We start from the raw sequence: 17,209 nt of genomic DNA on the forward strand, positions 1-17,209 counted from the left end.
TAGCTCTTAAGACTTTTTTACAGTCTGAGAGCACATGCAAATGCATGTGCTCTTCGTTTATTTCATATTCGCTAACCAACTCGCAAGATTCTCTGCTTCTTCTCCCTCGACAAGGTTCGCTGGCATTTGGCCTTTACCATTTTGCACGATGTTTAAGATTGTATCTTTAGAAAGGCGTTCACCGACATTCGTTAAGGCAGGTCCTACATCACCTTTTAAGTTCTCACCATGACATTGAAGACATTGTTGCTCGTAGGTTGCTTCAGCAGCTTCAACATCGTAGTCTTGTGCTGAATCTCCTGATTCTTCTTCAGTCGTTTCATCAGAAGAACCTTCATTCATCGCACCCTCATCTCCATTATTTCCACCACAAGCTGTAAGAGCCATTGCGAGCACGAGTCCAAATAAAACTGTTAGCCACCTTTTCAACATTACCACCCCTGTAATCAAGTTAAGAAATGCTACTTTTACTATAACCTGCTTACTCTCTTTTAAAACCTTCACCAAGCACTTCAGTTGCATTGGAGACGATCACAAATGCAGAGGGGTCGATGCTCTTTACAAGCTGTTTTAACTTTGTCACTTCATTTTGAGTCACGACAACCATCAAGATCGGACGCTTGTCGTTGGTATAACCACCCTGACCAGAAATTCTTGTTACACCACGGTCAATGACGGAAAAAATCCCTTCTCGAAGTTCTTCTTCTTTTTCAGAAATAATAAGAGCCATCTTGGAATATCCGAATCCTAATTGAACAACATCGATTGTTTTTCCAGTGAGGTACATGGCGATCAATGCATAAAGGGCAGCTTCAAGACTAAACACAAATGCTGAAGCCGCAACGATTAAGCCATCGATAATAAATACACAAGTACCTAAAGATAGTCCTGAGAACTTATTTACGATTTGTGCAGCAAGGTCAGTTCCTCCCGTCGAGGCCTTGCCACGGAACACGATCCCAAGACCAAGACCTACTCCAAGTCCTCCAAACAGAGCTCCAAGTAAAGGATCTGTTGTAGCGGGCTCTACATTTTCAGTCAACTTTACAACAAAGGGAAGAAACAGAGTACCTGCTAGTGTCTTTGGTCCATACTTTTTCCCGAGAAAGATGAGTCCACTGATAAACAATGGGATATTGAACGCCCATTGGACATACGCTGGTTTCCAATCGAACACACCTTTTGTAATCGTACTTATACCACTTACGCCACCGGACGCTATACTATTTGGTAGTAGGAATAGATTAAAGGCGATTGCCACGATAGCGGATCCTACCAGTACACTTATGTATTCAAGAATTAGTCGTGAAAAAGAATCTCTCGCTGTGAATTTCGTTACTGTTGCAATCATGGTTTATTCCACTCACTTGTTCATTAAATTTCAATCATATTTTGCTATTTTTCAGGCAAAATCCTTCAGTAGTATATCACCGTACTAGTAGGGTGTAAACCGCACCATAGCAGCGCGTTATCATGCTGAAGTGTCGTCGATTTGTTGTAGGATGCCCACTACAAAAAAAATAATCCCCTGCATGTGCAGAGGATGTTTTTAAGAGATTGTATTAATCATTTAAACGGGAGCGAAGGTAAGCATCGATGAATGGGTCAAGATCTCCATCCATCACTCCCTGGGTGTTACCCATTTCAACATTCGTACGGTGATCTTTCACCATATTATATGGATGGAAAACGTAAGAACGAATTTGACTTCCCCATCCAATTTCTTTTTGTTCGCCGCGGATTTCATCTAATTCGGCTTCTTGCTCTTCTAACTTTCGCTGATAGAGCTTTGCTTTCAACATCTTCATCGCTTGATCACGGTTTTTAATTTGAGACCTTTCAGACTGACAGCTCACGACTACGTTTGTCGGAAGGTGCGTGATACGAACCGCTGAGTCAGTTGTATTAACATGCTGCCCACCAGCACCGCTCGCTCTATACGTGTCAATTTTTAAATCTTCTGTTCGGATGTCGATTTCGATTTCATCATTGAACTCTGGCATAACTTCGCAAGAAACGAACGACGTATGACGACGGCCACTCGAGTCGAAAGGCGAAATGCGTACAAGGCGATGAACACCTTTTTCAGCTTTAAGATAACCGTACGCATTATAGCCTTTGAAGTTTAGGGTCACACTCTTTACTCCAGCCTCGTCTCCAGGCAAGTAATCAAGGGTTTCAACTTTGAACCCTTTCTTCTCACCATACCTTGTGTACATACGCAGAAGCATCGAAGCCCAGTCTTGAGACTCAGTACCCCCTGCGCCTGGATGGAGCTCTAAGATCGCGTTATTCTTGTCATGCTCCCCGCTTAGTAATAAGGTGCGTTCGAAATCATTAAGGGATTTCTTTAAGTCTTTAATCTCAACCTCTAGTTCCTCGAAGAGTTCTTGATCGTTCTCTTCCTTAACTAGTTCGTAGGATACTTCAAGGTTCTCATAGCTTTCTTCAAGAGCATCAAACTCGTGTACCATTTCTTTCAACGCATTAGACTCATTGATGACTTTTTGCGCTGTATTTTGATCGTCCCAGAAACTAGGAACGGTCATTTCTAATTCAAGTTCATTGATACGGGCTCTTTTGTTCTCTAAGTCAAAGAGACCCCCTAAAGTCATTTAATCTTGTTTCTATCGTGTTCAATTCACTGCGAATTTCATGCATTTCCATAATCGTACACCTCAACTAAATTATTTACATAGAACGGGCAGGTACTCGACAAGAGCACCTGCCCGGCATTACATTACTGAAGTTTGCCGTGACATTGTTTATATTTCTTGCCACTTCCACAAGGACAAGGGTCGTTTCTACCGATATCCTGCTTTTTCTTAACAGGCTTTGGTTTTGATGAACCTTCTTCTTTCGGATTCACCGCTTGGCCTTCTGCTACTTTCTCACGCTTAAGGTTGTTTTCAATTTGTGCCTTCATGATATAAGTAGCAACTTCTTCTTCGATTTCAGCGATCATGTCTTCAAACATCTCGTATCCTTCAAACTGATACTCACGAAGAGGATCGTTTTGACCATATGCTCTAAGGTGGATTCCCTGACGCAGCTGATCCATTGCATCGATATGGTCCATCCATTTACGATCGACGCTTCTTAGCAGAATTACTTTTTCGAACTCTCGCATACGCTCTGGTTCGAACTCTGCTTCTTTCTGATCATAGTTAAGTTTCATTTTCTCAACTAATAGTTCTACGATTTCTTCTTTATCTAAGCCTTTAATGTCTTTAACAGTTACCTGACCTTCCTCAAGGAAAATACCACGAGCATGGTCGAGTATCGCTTGGTGATCCCACTCTTCCTGAATATCCTCGTCACCAGTATGAGCGTCCACAATTCGGTTGATGACTGAGTCCAGCATTTTTTCTACGATATTTCGCAAGTTTTCAGATTCCAACACTTCGTCACGCTGAGCATAAATAATTTCACGCTGCTGTCTCATAACATCATCGTATTGAAGTAGCTGTTTACGTGCGTCGTAGTTATTACCTTCAACTCGTTTTTGAGCAGACTCAACGGCTCTAGATACAAGCTTAGATTCAATCGGCTGATCTTCTTCCATTCCAAGTCTGTTCATCATGTTCATCATATTATCAGAACCAAATCGACGCATCAGTTCGTCTTCCATAGAAATATAAAACCTTGACTCACCAGGATCACCTTGACGACCAGAACGTCCTCGTAGCTGGTTATCGATACGTCTACTTTCATGACGTTCTGTTCCTAGTATGAAGAGACCGCCTGCTTCTCTTACACCTTCACCGAGCTTGATGTCAGTACCACGGCCCGCCATGTTCGTTGCGATGGTTACCGCCCCTGGCTGACCAGCTGATTCAATGATTTCTGCTTCACGAGCATGGTTTTTCGCATTAAGGATATTGTGAGGGATGCCTCGTTTCTTGAGAACTTGAGAAATCAATTCAGATGTTTCAACAGCAACTGTACCGACTAAGACCGGCTGTCCCTTTTTATGTCGTTCTTCAATTTCTTTTGAAAGCGCCTGGAACTTTCCGTTCATTGATTTATACACAAGGTCAGGGTAATCAACACGAGCGATCGGCTTATTCGTCGGAATTGCGATAACGTTCATGTTATAGATATTACGAAACTCTTCTTCTTCCGTCTTCGCTGTACCGGTCATACCAGAAAGCTTCTCATACATTCTGAAGTAGTTCTGGAATGTAATGGTTGCTAGCGTCATACTCTCACGCTGAATAACCAAGCCTTCTTTTGCTTCTATTGCTTGGTGCAGACCGTCACTATACCGACGTCCAGCCATCAAGCGCCCTGTGAAGGAGTCAACGATGACGACTTCCTCATCCTGAACAACGTAATCGGTATCTCGCTGCATGATAAAGTTAGCTTTCATCGCCTGATTAATATGATGATTAAGCTGCACATGCTTATAATCAAACAAGTTTTCAATCGAGAAGAATTTTTCAGCTTTTGACATTCCATCTTCAGTTAACTGAACGTTCTTCGTCTTGATGTCGATCGTATAATCGGTTTCTTCATTTAATACACGCACGAACTGATTTGCTTTAATATAGAGCGTCGCAGATTTCTCAGCGTTACCAGAAATGATTAGTGGAGTTCGAGCCTCATCGATCAAGACAGAGTCAACTTCATCGATGATTGCATAATGCAGTGGCTTTTGGACTTTTTCTTCCTTATATAGCACCATGTTATCTCTTAAATAATCAAAGCCAAACTCATTGTTTGTTCCATAAGTGATGTCAGCTGCATACGCTTCAGCTTTTTCATCTTTAGATAAACCACTGATATTAAGACCCACCGTTAATCCAAGGAATTGATAGAGCTCGCCCATTTCCTCTGCGTCACGCCTTGCCAAGTATTCGTTAACTGTGATGACGTGAACACCTTTACCTGTTATTGCATTTAAATAAACTGGCATAGTCGCACTTAGCGTTTTACCTTCACCAGTTTTCATCTCTGAGATATTACCTTCATGCAAAGAAGCGGCACCCATAATCTGTACAGGGAACGGTCTCATTCCAAGTACACGTTCAGAAGCTTCACGTACTGTGGCAAAAGCTTCAGGCAGTAACTTATCGAGCTTTTCACCTTTCTCAATTCGTTCTTTATACTCAGTTGTCTTACTTTGTAATTCTTCATCGGATAAGCTTTTCATCGCTTCCGAGTAGGATTCAACTTGATCAGCAATCTTTTGTAAACGTCCAACTTGACGCTCGTTGCCGTTTGGAATAATTTTACGTAATAAACCTTTCATAGAAACGCTCCTCTTTTATTGTCAGTAGAGTGCTATCGATTCAGTTAATTCTTTTAGTTCTATGTATACATTTTAACAATTCCTTGACGGGGGCACAAGAAAGTTCAAGCCCCTCCCATCATAAAGGGACAGAGGGTTTTCCCTCTGTCCCTTTGATTATTTATATTAGTCTTGTTCGATCAAACCATATTTTCCGTCTTTTCTGCGATAGACAACGCTTGTATTTCCAGTGATCGCACTTGAGAATACGAAAAAGCTGTGTCCCAGCATATCCATTTGAAGGATTGCTTCTTCAACGTCCATCGGTTTGAATGTGAATCGTTTTGTTTTAACGACTTGAAGTTCATCTTCTTCGGGTTCTGCTTCAGCAACGCTTGTCATCGTAGGGTTAAGTTCATCGCGGAACATATATTTTACGCTTCCTTCCTGACGGAATTTGCGATTAACTTTTGTTTTATGCTTCCGGATTTGTCTTTCGAGTTTTTCGACTACTAGATCAATAGCTGCATACATATCCTGATGTTCTTCTTCTGCTCTTAGTAATAGATTAGGCATCGGAATAGTTACTTCAATCATCTGTTGATCGTTGTAAACTTTCATATTTACATGAACATCAGAGTTAGGTGGAGTATCGAAATACCTTTCAAGTTTACTTACCTTCTTCTCAGTATAATCTCTCATTGCAGGTGTAACCTTAATGTTTTCACCACGGATGTTGAAATTCATCATGTGGCACTCCTCCTTCCATCTATGAGTATAGTATTCGTTATACCCGTTCACTTTCCCTTCATAAACTTTCAAAAAAATAAGGTTTTTTTACGATATATTAACAAGATGTTGTTTTTTTCGACATTTTTTTACATATCCTTCTTATATTTTCTTGCTCTTCCACAAAAATAAAAAGCCCTTAGAAAATAAGGGCTTCATTCATTAGCTGATTAAGATACTTTTTCTACATTAGCAGCCTGAGGACCGCGAGCACCTTCAACGATTTCGAACTCAACAGTCTGGCCTTCTTCTAGAGACTTAAACCCTTCACCACTGATCGCTGAAAAGTGAACGAAAACGTCGTCTCCATCTTCTCTCTCAATAAAACCGAATCCTTTTTCATTGTTAAACCATTTTACTTTTCCTTGCATGCTGTTCAACATTCCCTTCAGAAATCTTCATGGCATTAGCCATACCTTCACTATACGCCCGCTCTCCCCACCTGTCAAAGGGATGTTTTTGTTGATATGGCACGAATGGAGGCGCTTTCTCCAAAACTTTTCGACAAGTGGTTTAACTCCTACAAAGAGTTAAAGAGTATACGGCTTTTGCCCCGCTTTTACCTAACGCATCAGCTGCTTGATAAGCAGTTGTACCAGTTGTATAAAGGTCGTCTAAAATAAGAAGGGTTTTGCCTTTTATCAGATCATCGTTAGATACACGAAACATTTTTACTGAGCGATTTATCCGTTCTTGCCTTGTTTTCTTACTTTGTTTTTCTTCGTGGTGAATTCGTACAAGACAGTTACTTAGTCTGTTTGGCACTTTTTCTAACCATAGATCACACTGATTGAATCCTCTGTCATAAAGCCTCTCGATACTCAGAGGAATTGGAATAACGAAATCGATACATTTATACGATTTCGTTATCGTTTTTGAAAACATGCTATTAAACGCTCTGCCAACCTCCGCGTCCCCTCGATACTTATATAGTGTAAGAACGTGCTTCATAAAATCGTTGTATTCAAACAAGGAGCGATTATGAACCAAACCATTCAGAAAGCTTTTTTCAACCCACCTTTGGCAATCCAAACAAGTTTTCTCGAGAATATATTCTCGTTTCACCTTCGAAAGTGGCCGTCCGCACTTTAGACAAATTTCCCCGGAAATAGGAGCAAGTTTCGACTTACACTCATTACAAACATTCCACTCTTCTTCAAAAAAGGAGAACATCTCCCATGAAACACTGTTCATCACTTCTTCACACCATACACACCTTTTCCCTTGAGCCATCCTCTATTGTCAGCCTCCACATTCATACTTTTTATATGTCGAAAAGCTAGGAGCATGTCATTTGTTTTTCCATAATGAAATAGCGCAACTTCTCCCTCAGGATATTTTTCACTTCTTCCTGCTCTTCCTGCAATCTGTACGAGTGAACTCTCCGTAAAGATATCTGCTTCTGCACCTAGAACACCTATCGATACATTTTCAATCGTTACACCTCTTTCTAATATTGTTGTTGTAAGAAGCAGCCGGTAATTACGATTTCGAAACCGCATAACTTTTTCCACACGATCAGCATCTTCCGAATGAACAGTTTCACAATCGACCTGAACCTCTTCAAATAAGGAGTGAATACGTTCAGCTAATTTAATAGAAGGAACAAATAACATTACTGGTTTCTTCTCATGAAATTGCTGTTCGATCCACTTTAATAAGACAGATGGAAGTTTTCCCTTCCGTATATGTTTCCTCCAATTTCCAACCCAAGTAAACTTCGGCGCAGGTAATGGGTATCCATGGTAACGCACAGGGATTCGCACGTAAGGTAATGCGTTGTCTTTCACTTGTTTAAGGATTTTTCTCGAAGGGGTCGCTGTAAGATAAACTAACGCACCATTATTTTTCCTAGCCTTATCAACGGCATATTGTAAAGAAGGATCGTATTCATATGGGAAAGCGTCAACTTCATCGATGATCATGACATCGAAACAGTCTTTGTAACGAATTAATTGATGAGTGGTGGAAATGATGAACGGGGACAACGGATCATCACTACCTCCATACAATCCAGAAATGGCTATGGTTGGGAAAGCCTTTCGAAGTCGAGGAAGAAGTTCAAGTACTACATCCGTTCGTGGTGTAGCGATACAGATCGTTTTGTTTTCATAAATAGCTTGTTCGAGGCCTTTGAATAATACTTCTGTTTTACCGCTACCACACACAGCCCAAACCAATAGTCTTTCGTTCTTTTGTATCGCAAGCTTTACTTGGTCAGAGGCTTTATTTTGCCCATGTGATAACTCGCCATTCCAGTTTAATAGAGTCGGAGGGTAAGTGAGGGATGAGGCAGGAGAGAAATATAATGGAGAGCAGGAGCTTACTCTTCCCATTTTGATACACTTTCTACAATATCTACAGTTACTACATTTACACCTTGCACAAGGATAAAATCCGAAAGCTTCACTATTTCCACACCTTAAGCATGTATGTTTACTCGATATTAACTGTATTCCTGCCTCTATTTGAAGATAGCCATTCATGTAATGATCATGGAGTTGTTCTAAAGGAAAAGGGATTTCATCTATCAGAAGATGACGCCCATTAAGGAAGGTTAATAGCTCATGGGAGGGGATGTAACTGTGATCAATCGGTTGTGGTTCGAAAACGGCAAAGTGGCTGATAGGGTAGTAAGTGCCATTCTCTATAATCGATATCCCTTCAGGAACTAGGAATGATTTATTTTGAAAAATAGAAGAAGCAAATCTCATCGATTTACTTCTTCTTTAGGCTGCATCATGGACGATACCAGCCAATCCCTAGAGATCCTTCTCCAAGGTGTGTAGCGATAACAGGACCGAAGTAACTTAGAACAACCTCAATATTCGAGTGGTCCCCTTCAAGCTTGTCCTTCAGTTTCAAAGCTTCATCCTTATTATTCGAATAAATGATCGTCACTTTGATGTGATCTCCTTGCTTCGCATCTTCATCGAATAACGAAAGAATCTTATTTACTGCTTTCTTCCTCGTTCTAATCTTCTCATATGGAACAATTTTCTTATTCTCAAATGTCAGAACAGGTTTCACTTGCAGCAAGTTACCTACAAACAATTGAGCCGTATTTAGGCGACCTCCTCTATGCAGATGACTCAAATCATCCACAACGAAGTAGGCAGGCATGCCTTTTTCCTTCATTTCATTAAGTCTTTCTAGAATGACTGTTCCATTTTGACCTTCTTGAGCCATTCGTGCTGCTTCTAGCACATAGAAACCTTGCATCATACAGCTGATTTCCGAATCAAAAACGTGAACGTCCGTATCGACCATTGAGCCTGCTGAATGAGCAGATTGATATGTTCCGCTAATACCACTTGAAAGAGTGATCGTTATGATCTCCTTATGATTCGCTGAAAGTTTCTCGTATGCTTCTACAAAACTTCCTATCGAAGGTTGTGAGGTTTTCGGCAAATCATCATCATTTCGAATTTGGTCAAAAAATTCCTCTGCTTTTAGTTCTTTCTCTTCAAGATAGGATTCATTCCCAAATATTACGCTGAGAGGAACCATCGTAATATCATATTCATCCAGAAGCTCTCCTGGTATATATGCAGTGCTATCGGTAACAACAGCCACAGTTTTCATATTAACGCCTCTCTTCAATGATACTTTTGTTAGATTGCAGCTAAGCTAATCATAGAATAATTTTCGCCATGTGCCAACAGATCTATAGAATGTTTTCATAATATTTGTCAACCACAATTGTCATATTTTTTAATCGTAATGTCGAAAAATGAAACATTTAGTAAAATAGCCCACTATTATGTTACATGATTGTAATCTCATGTTCATCGCTCTGTTATCTATATCCTGTAAACTAGCAATCGTAAAGAAAAAATAAAATGTTTAATATATTACTTCAGGGGGAATTATATAATGTTTAAGAAAGTTGTTATTACTACTACAATCGCTGGGTCTCTTCTATTAGCACCAAACGTAAGTGAAGCTGCACTTGGTGATCAAACACTTTACAACGGCATGAAGCACTCTGACGTAACTGAACTACAAAATCTACTAGATAGCAAAGGCTATTTTAACTACCATACAGCAACAGGATATTTTGGATCTATCACAGAATCTGGTGTACGTAGCTTTCAACGCAGCGCAGGCATTACGGTTGACGGAGTTGTTGGACCACAAACAGTAAAAGCATTGAACGGTGGAGCATCTGTTCAATCAACTAGCCAATCTACTTCTAGCTACTCAGGAACTGTTCGTCACGGTGATCGCGGGCAACAAGTATCGAACCTACAAAGTCAACTTAAAGACAAAGGCTACTATAACTATTCAGTTGATGGCATTTTCGGATCTATCACTAAAAGAGCAGTTATGAACTTCCAAAGCGCTAACGGCTTAACTGTCGATGGAATCGCTGGACCACAAACATTTGGAGCACTTTCAGGCGCTTCTACGGCTGCACCTTCTTCATCGAACGATAGCTCCGTAGCTAGCACGTCATCTGTCGTAACTATTGCAAAACAATACATAGGTGTACCTTACGTTTGGGGAGGGTCTACTCCTTCTGGATTTGACTGCAGTGGTTTCCTACAATATGCATATAACAAAGCTGGTGTTTCACTACCTCGTACTGTAGCGAGCATGTGGGATGCAACGAGCAGCGTTTCTTCTCCATCAGTTGGAGACCTAGTATTCTTTGAAACTTATAAACCAGGTCCATCTCACGCTGGGATCTACCTTGGCGGAGGCAAGTTCATCCATTCATCATCTTCTTATGGTGTAACGATCAGCAGCATGGACAACTCTTACTGGGCACCACGTTACCTTGGAGCAAAAGAAGTTTAAGTCACATATTTAATGAAGGAACTCCTATTATAGGGGTTCCTTTTTTGTTGGTGAAATAAAACTAGGAATCTTTAAAACTAGTTAAAATAAAAAAGATGCGCATCAGCGCACCTTTACCCAACCTTTTTTAATCGCTTCTACAACCGCTTGTGTACGATCGTTAACGTTCATTTTCTGAAGTATGTTCGATACATGGTTCTTAACCGTCTTTTCACTAATGAACAGCTCTTCTCCAATCGAACGGTTACTTTTCCCATCCGTTAGTAATTGAAGAACTTCACACTCTCTTCGTGTCAAAATATGAAGTGGCTTTCGATATTCAACTTCTTTAAAACCGATTTGAGCTGTTGTTCTTTTGCCTTCTGTAGCAAGTCTTCTATATTCATCTACTAAGTTGTGAGTTACTTTTGGATGAATGTATGCTCCACCTGAAGCTACAACTTTCACAGCTTCCACTAGAGAATTTGCATCCATTTCTTTAAGGAGGTACCCAGCAGCTCCTGTTTTCACAGCATGAGTCACATATGTTTCATCATCATGAATCGAGAGAATGATGACTTTCGTATCCGGAACTTGTTCAATTAACTGCCTTGTTGCTTCTACACCATTTACATGAGGCATATTGATGTCCATCAAAACGACATCTGGCTTATGGTCCTCAACAAGGCGAAGCGCATCTCCGCCATCATCGCCTTCAGCGATCACTTCAAAATCATCTTCCATATCCAAAATACGCTTTACACCTTCACGAAATAATCGATGGTCATCTATTATAACAATTTTAGTTAAAGCTTTTGCTGTATACATCGCTTACACGCCCTCCTGTTCATGTATCGGGATTCTTATCAAAATATATGTACCCTTTTTTGGCGTTGAATCAACTTTAATCGTACCATTTAATAAGCCGACTCGTTCTTTCATTCCTAACAAGCCGAAAGATTGATCTTTACGCACATTAACATCGAAACCAATTCCATTATCTTGAATCGTTACCACAATCTTATCACCATCTAGATTCAGGTCAACATGTATTTTACTTGCTTCTGCATGTTTGATGGCATTTTGAACGGCTTCTTGCACAAGACGGAAGATCGCTGCTTCTAATCGTACGTGCAATCGCTGTATTCCTTCATAGTATTCGAACGTAATATCAGCATTTGATCGTTCATCTACTCTATTCAAGTATTTTAACAAAGTTGGTATAAGACCGAGATCATCAAGAGCCATTGGTCTAAGGTCATAGATTAACCTTCTTACTTCTTTCAATGCATCCTCAATTAAACTGCGCATGTCTTTTATCTCTTTAAACGCTTCGTCTTTCCCTTTTTTCTCATAAATTCGTTCAATTATCTGTGATCGTAACAATACGTTCGCAAGCACTTGTGCGGGCCCATCATGGATTTCTCTCGATAAACGCTTCCTTTCTTCTTCTTGAGCTTCAATGATGCGAAGACCATACTCTTGTTTCCTCTTTGCATCTTCAATCGCTTCGCCATACTGTCTCAATTCACCACCTAAGAAACTAAGGACGGTAGAAATTTGACTCATAAAAGACTCAGCTTTATCAGATGTTTTTCTAACAGAGGTAATTCTATTGTCTATACCAGCTATTTGATCTTTCAACCTTGTTTCTTTCTCAATACTAATGGAGAGGTTAATCTGTGCTTCCGACGCTTGTTCATACGCTCTTCTGATCACTGGTTCTCCATAATTGTGAAAGTTTTTGCTGATTTTCACAAGCTCAGCTCTTGCGATTCGATCTTCTTGCAACCTGTTTTCTCTCAATTTCTGAACAGTGCTTAACTCTTCCTTTAAAAGTTGACGTTGTTCATTTAATTCTTGATATTCTTCGTGAGAATGCTCTCCAATTTCGAACAGCTTTGATTTGCTTGTATTAATGCTTTCCATTGTTTTATCCAGTATGGCGTCTAGCGCGTTTGGATCTAACTTTTGAAAACTCAAGCTTACTCCTCCATTTCTTTAGGAGACGGACGGCGAGAAAAGATAGTCCAAAAGTACTTCTTTTACAAAATTCGTATCGGACCGTCTGTTTATGTCATCAGAATTAATATTTGATGGATTAAATTAGGACAATTATAATGAATATGTCTAAATCAAGGTTGTCCCCAAGTCTCATTACTATTCTTTATTAATTTACTATTCGATAATAAAGAACAAATCCCCTTCCGATAATGAAATTGTGAGGGAATCTGGAGGTTTTACATATGCTCAATTCCTACTTAACCGTTAAAGGTGAAGGCGAACATGAAATCGTTATTCAAAAATCTCGCTTTATCACTCACGTTAAACGGACTACTACTGAAGAAGAAGCTCAAGCGTTCATACAACATATCAAAAAAAAGCATAACAACGCTACCCATAATTGCTCCGCTTATTTAATTGGTGAACAAGATCACATTCAAAAAGCAAACGATGATGGAGAGCCATCAGGAACAGCTGGTGTGCCGATGTTAGAAGTATTAAAAAAGAAACAATTAAAAGATACTACCGTCGTAGTTACCCGCTATTTCGGGGGGATTAAACTAGGTGCAGGCGGCTTAATCCGTGCGTATGGACAATCTGTCTCAGAAGGTATAAATGCTACAGGAATCGTAGAACGAAAGTTAATGACAAAGATACAGACAAATATCGATTACACTTTACTCGGTAAAGTCGAAAACGAGATTCGTTCGTCGAATTATATACTCGAGGAAATAAATTATTTAGACAACGTTCAAGTGATCGTTATCGTAGAGAGAGGTGAAGAAGAAGACTATATAGAGTGGATGACTAATTTAACAAGCGGTAAAGGGAATATAACCGTTCTAAACCAGCTTTATATTGAAGTTGATGTTCAAGTTTGACGAAAAATTATATCGATATAATTTAATAAAAACCTTTCCCTATCTTCCCATTATTTTGATATGATAATGGAGTATGGGTTTTTTTGTCGAAGCATATAACTAAGTTATCGATAATTAGCATGACAAAGTTTTCATTTTCACGAAAGAGGGAAATGTTATGTGAATGCATAGTAAAGTAGGTGAAAAACATGCCATCATGGCTTGACCTTAGCATCGCTTTCTTAATAGCACTATTCACTACTGTGGCCGTTACACCGTTAGTGATGAAGCTAGCTATAAAGATGGGTGTTGTTGATCAGCCTAATAATCGAAAAGTACACAAGAAATTAATGCCTAGACTGGGCGGTTTAGCTTTTGTAGTTGGCTTTTTTGCAGGCTACCTATATTTATCACAATTTTTGGATACTCCACTAAGAATTATACTTGGAGCAGTGATTATTATCATTGTTGGTATACTCGATGATAAATATACCCTTAGTGCAAAAGTAAAATTTATCGCACAGATCGCCGCTGCCCTACTCGTAGTCAGCACAGGCTTAACGATTGATTTTGTTGCTCTTCCGTTTATAGGAAAAATAGAACTTGGCATTGCAAGCTACGCAGTAACTGTTTTCTGGATCGTAGGCGTTACGAATGCGATCAACTTAATCGATGGACTGGATGGATTAGCTGCAGGTGTATCAACGATCGCGCTTACTTCCATCTTTACTGTAGCAGTGTTAAATAATAATATATTTGTCGCTGGTATCGCGATCATCTTGATCGGTGGTACATTAGGATTTCTACTCTTTAACTTTCACCCTGCGAAGATATTTATGGGTGACACTGGAGCACTATTCTTAGGATATATGATCGCTGTGCTTTCTGTAATCGGCTTTTTCAAAAGTGTCGCGATCTTTAGTTTTGTATTACCTGTTCTAATATTAGCTGTTCCGATCTTTGATACGTTCTTTGCAATCATAAGAAGAATTAAAAACAAACAGCAAATATCAGCACCAGATAAATTCCATTTACACCACAACCTTCTAGCTTTAGGTTTTGGGCATCGTGGGACCGTATTGATCATTTATTTAATGAGTGCTCTTTTTGGGTTATCAGCTATCGTTTTTACATCCTCAGTGGTGTGGGGAACATTATTTATCGTCGGTATCTTTTTGTTCGCCATGCAATTCACGTCAGAAATATTAGGGTGGCTTAAAGAAAAGCCAACGCCTATATTATCGACGATTAAAAAATTATTAGCCCTGATTCAATAAAAAAAACAGCCAAGCGGCTGTTTTTTTATTCCTTTTCTTCTCTTTTCAAGAATTCAGGCAAGACCAGAATAAATACGCTGATGATAAAGCCGACAAGAAAACCAAAAATCGCTCGTTTCAGCGGATCGCCTGTCGTGTTCTTAATCGTAACAGGTTCATTTATAACCGTACTTCTCATATGATTATTTATAGTATCTTGTAATTCAAATAAAAACTCTTGCTTATCAATGAACGACTCAGGAGCATCTGGTAATGACTCCAACTTTTCAATCTTTTCCTCATAGAAAGCGATCATTTCAGCTTTTTTCTCATCACTTTGTTTAATAAATCCTTCTGTTACCTCATTTAAGGACTTCTCAACCGTTTTTTTATCATTTCCCACTAACGTTAACGTTATGATTTTTCCTGGTTTTTCGCCAACCTTTAATTGTTTTGATAGTTCACTTGCTGGCATTGAAAGGTCATACTCTTCTAAATTCCCGGTATTTGCTAAAAAATCTTTAACCGTTCTCGGTTCTGTATAACGTTCGTACTCAAAATATCCGAGATATATCTCTGAATATGCTGTGTACGTTTCTGGTGTTCTCGCCTCTAGAATATAGGAAATTCCTGCCGTGAATATTGGGATCAACAATAAGATCCAAATATATTTTTTAAACCGTTTGTAAATACTGTCCAGGTAACTTTTCATTTAAGCTTTACCTCCTGTAATGGTTGTACCACGATAAGCATTTTGAGTCGAATCGTACACGATAAATCCTATTGCAAAAGCAAACAACATCCAATGATAGTTTAAGGTTAAGATCGAACTTGGACTTATGCTTGCAAGAGAAAATACGATGAGGCTTGTTGTAAGTGCTTCACTTATCATACTAATGTTGGTGTTCATCTTCCTCTTCGAAATTGTAAACAAGATGTACAATATACTTACATACATAGCGAGATAACCAGCGATTACGATTGCTCCATAATTGACCATAATTTCTGCCCACCAATTATGGACGTTTGAAAAGATATCGATCGGGTAGATCGCATGGTTTTTTAAATAGTATTGTGCATTACCTGCACCTACTCCAAATCCATAAGAGTTTTCAAAATACGCATAAACATTCTTTAAGATGTTCGTTCGTACATCGATGGAACCCCCATCATTCGTAACGAAAACTTCTGACTTAATCTTAAGAAGCACCGCCATGACTTTCGAGTAGAAGAACGTGCCGACCAAAAAGACACCAGCGATCAACGCTGAAAAGGCGAGGGCTTTTAGTTTCTTCCCACCATAAAGGAGGAGCCAAACACCAAATCCAAGTAATATCGAAATATAATTTGCTCGTGAAGAGGTTACATAGATAATATAGATAGAAGCTAGCACCAGTGCCAGTCCCATCAACTTAATAAACCAGTTTCTGTGATATTTAATCATACTTACTACGAAGAAAATACTTATGGCAAGATAGCTTGCGTAATCATTTTCATTACCAAACACAGCTGTTGGTACGCTTTGCATATATTCTGCAAGGTCATTGATTCTTGAAACGCTCAAATGCTGTTGAGTAAGGTGATTCCAGAAACCTAACGTCACCAAAAGTATTAACATCCCGATCCACAAATAGAAGAATGTTACATAGTGCTTCAATTTAGTGAAGAAGAACGTGATGATAAATACAAGTGATATACCAAGACTTAAATAGAAAACATTCTTGATTCCTAACGTTAAGGATTTCGCCCAGATCAATGAAGTAAATGCTGATACGATCCAAAAAATCAAGAATAGAAATATGGTTTTATATGGTATTTGACGCCATTCCATTATATCTTTTTTCTTATATAAGTAAAGAAGAAACATGGGAATCACTACCAAGTAAAATGCTCTAAATGGAAACATGGATATAGGACCTAGCTTAAAGGTGATAGCAGGCCCTATAAACGAAGATGCTATTAATAAATATAGGAGTAGCTCATGTAACTTTAAATTTTCTCTTGCTATTTTTAAAATCTTTACTGATATGAGAAATGCTGGGATGCTTAATACAATTGCAAGAGCACCCAAAGCTACTTTATTATTCAACCCTGTAAGTGCAGAGAATATAGAAATGCTAATCAAGATAGCAGCAATAAAGGCAAGTAATAGTTGTTTATAGACATTTTTTAACAGATTGGTGATTATTCCCACGAAATTTCAACTCCTACAAAATTTTCACTCATTGTTTTAGTGCGTTACCTCCCTATCTCTCATTATTGCCATATTAAATTATTCCATTTAA

Annotated in this window: 16 protein-coding genes and 1 pseudogene; 3 read left to right on the forward strand and 14 right to left on the reverse strand. The window is 39.1% G+C overall.

The window, feature by feature from the left end; genetic code table 11:
• Positions 1-57: 57 nt before the first annotated feature.
• The 10 genes and pseudogenes from PFZ69_RS06040 to PFZ69_RS06080 form a co-directional block, all read right to left on the reverse strand.
• Positions 58-432: a c-type cytochrome gene (locus PFZ69_RS06040; protein ID WP_270180104.1), complete on the reverse strand. Its 375-nt coding sequence runs from the start codon at positions 430-432 to the stop codon at positions 58-60.
• Between the two features lie 49 nt (positions 433-481).
• A complete protein-coding gene (locus tag PFZ69_RS06045; protein WP_270180105.1) occupies positions 482-1,351 on the reverse strand; it encodes a YitT family protein in 870 nt (289 codons plus the stop codon).
• 211 nt (positions 1,352-1,562) lie between these two features.
• A protein-coding gene (gene prfB / locus PFZ69_RS06050; RefSeq protein ID WP_270180106.1) for a peptide chain release factor 2 occupies positions 1,563-2,667 on the reverse strand; the annotation gives its coding sequence in 2 pieces (ribosomal slippage) (positions 1,563-2,594 and positions 2,596-2,667; 1,104 coding nt in all).
• Positions 2,668-2,740: 73 nt separating this feature from the next.
• Positions 2,741-5,254: a preprotein translocase subunit SecA gene (gene secA / locus PFZ69_RS06055; protein WP_270180107.1), complete on the reverse strand. Its 2,514-nt coding sequence runs from the start codon at positions 5,252-5,254 to the stop codon at positions 2,741-2,743.
• A 165-nt stretch (positions 5,255-5,419) separates the two neighbouring features.
• The gene (hpf, locus tag PFZ69_RS06060; RefSeq protein WP_270180631.1) at positions 5,420-5,980 is read right to left on the reverse strand and encodes a ribosome hibernation-promoting factor, HPF/YfiA family; all 561 of its coding nucleotides are present in this window, start codon (positions 5,978-5,980) and stop codon (positions 5,420-5,422) included.
• 212 nt (positions 5,981-6,192) lie between these two features.
• Positions 6,193-6,393 carry a cold-shock protein CspD gene (gene cspD / locus PFZ69_RS06065; protein WP_136947176.1) on the reverse strand — a complete coding sequence of 67 codons (201 nt, stop codon included), beginning with the start codon at positions 6,391-6,393 and terminating at the stop codon, positions 6,193-6,195.
• Between the two features lie 142 nt (positions 6,394-6,535).
• The gene (locus PFZ69_RS06070) at positions 6,536-7,054 is read right to left on the reverse strand and encodes a ComF family protein (protein WP_270180108.1); all 519 of its coding nucleotides are present in this window, start codon (positions 7,052-7,054) and stop codon (positions 6,536-6,538) included.
• 48 nt (positions 7,055-7,102) lie between these two features.
• Positions 7,103-7,255: pseudogene (locus PFZ69_RS21005) on the reverse strand (hypothetical protein); the annotation flags it as partial.
• The gene (locus PFZ69_RS06075; RefSeq protein ID WP_270180109.1) at positions 7,216-8,358 is read right to left on the reverse strand and encodes a DEAD/DEAH box helicase; all 1,143 of its coding nucleotides are present in this window, start codon (positions 8,356-8,358) and stop codon (positions 7,216-7,218) included. The gene PFZ69_RS06075 and the pseudogene PFZ69_RS21005, both read right to left, overlap by 40 nt.
• 403 nt (positions 8,359-8,761) lie before the next feature.
• The gene (locus PFZ69_RS06080) at positions 8,762-9,607 is read right to left on the reverse strand and encodes a DegV family protein (protein ID WP_270180110.1); all 846 of its coding nucleotides are present in this window, start codon (positions 9,605-9,607) and stop codon (positions 8,762-8,764) included.
• Positions 9,608-9,898: 291 nt separating this feature from the next.
• Here PFZ69_RS06080 and PFZ69_RS06085 point away from each other — a divergent pair, with 291 nt between their 5' ends.
• A complete protein-coding gene (locus PFZ69_RS06085; RefSeq protein WP_270180111.1) occupies positions 9,899-10,825 on the forward strand; it encodes a C40 family peptidase in 927 nt (308 codons plus the stop codon).
• Positions 10,826-10,927: 102 nt separating this feature from the next.
• Here PFZ69_RS06085 and PFZ69_RS06090 read toward each other — a convergent pair whose 3' ends face one another.
• The gene (locus PFZ69_RS06090) at positions 10,928-11,632 is read right to left on the reverse strand and encodes a response regulator (RefSeq protein ID WP_270180112.1); all 705 of its coding nucleotides are present in this window, start codon (positions 11,630-11,632) and stop codon (positions 10,928-10,930) included.
• Between the two features lie 3 nt (positions 11,633-11,635).
• On the reverse strand, positions 11,636-12,787 hold the full coding sequence (locus PFZ69_RS06095; RefSeq protein ID WP_270180113.1) for a sensor histidine kinase: 1,152 nt from the start codon (positions 12,785-12,787) through the stop codon (positions 11,636-11,638).
• A 263-nt stretch (positions 12,788-13,050) separates the two neighbouring features.
• Between PFZ69_RS06095 and PFZ69_RS06100 the strand changes: the two genes are divergently transcribed.
• Entirely contained in the window at positions 13,051-13,689 is a 639-nt protein-coding gene (locus PFZ69_RS06100) for a YigZ family protein (protein ID WP_270180114.1), read from the forward strand.
• Positions 13,690-13,877: 188 nt separating this feature from the next.
• Positions 13,878-14,945: a glycosyltransferase family 4 protein gene (locus PFZ69_RS06105; RefSeq protein WP_270180115.1), complete on the forward strand. Its 1,068-nt coding sequence runs from the start codon at positions 13,878-13,880 to the stop codon at positions 14,943-14,945.
• A gap of 25 nt (positions 14,946-14,970) precedes the next feature.
• On the opposite strand, the gene PFZ69_RS06110 is transcribed toward PFZ69_RS06105, so the two are convergent.
• Both PFZ69_RS06110 and PFZ69_RS06115 read right to left on the reverse strand, forming a co-directional pair.
• Positions 14,971-15,636 carry a hypothetical protein gene (locus PFZ69_RS06110; protein ID WP_270180116.1) on the reverse strand — a complete coding sequence of 222 codons (666 nt, stop codon included), beginning with the start codon at positions 15,634-15,636 and terminating at the stop codon, positions 14,971-14,973.
• Positions 15,637-17,118 (reverse strand): O-antigen ligase family protein, encoded by a 1,482-nt coding sequence (locus PFZ69_RS06115; protein ID WP_270180117.1) that lies wholly within the window; start codon positions 17,116-17,118, stop codon positions 15,637-15,639.
• Positions 17,119-17,209: the final 91 nt, after the last annotated feature.

This window comes from Alkalihalobacillus sp. CinArs1, assembly GCF_947387515.1.
In the GTDB taxonomy this organism is placed as follows: domain Bacteria; phylum Bacillota; class Bacilli; order Bacillales; family Guptibacillaceae; genus Guptibacillus.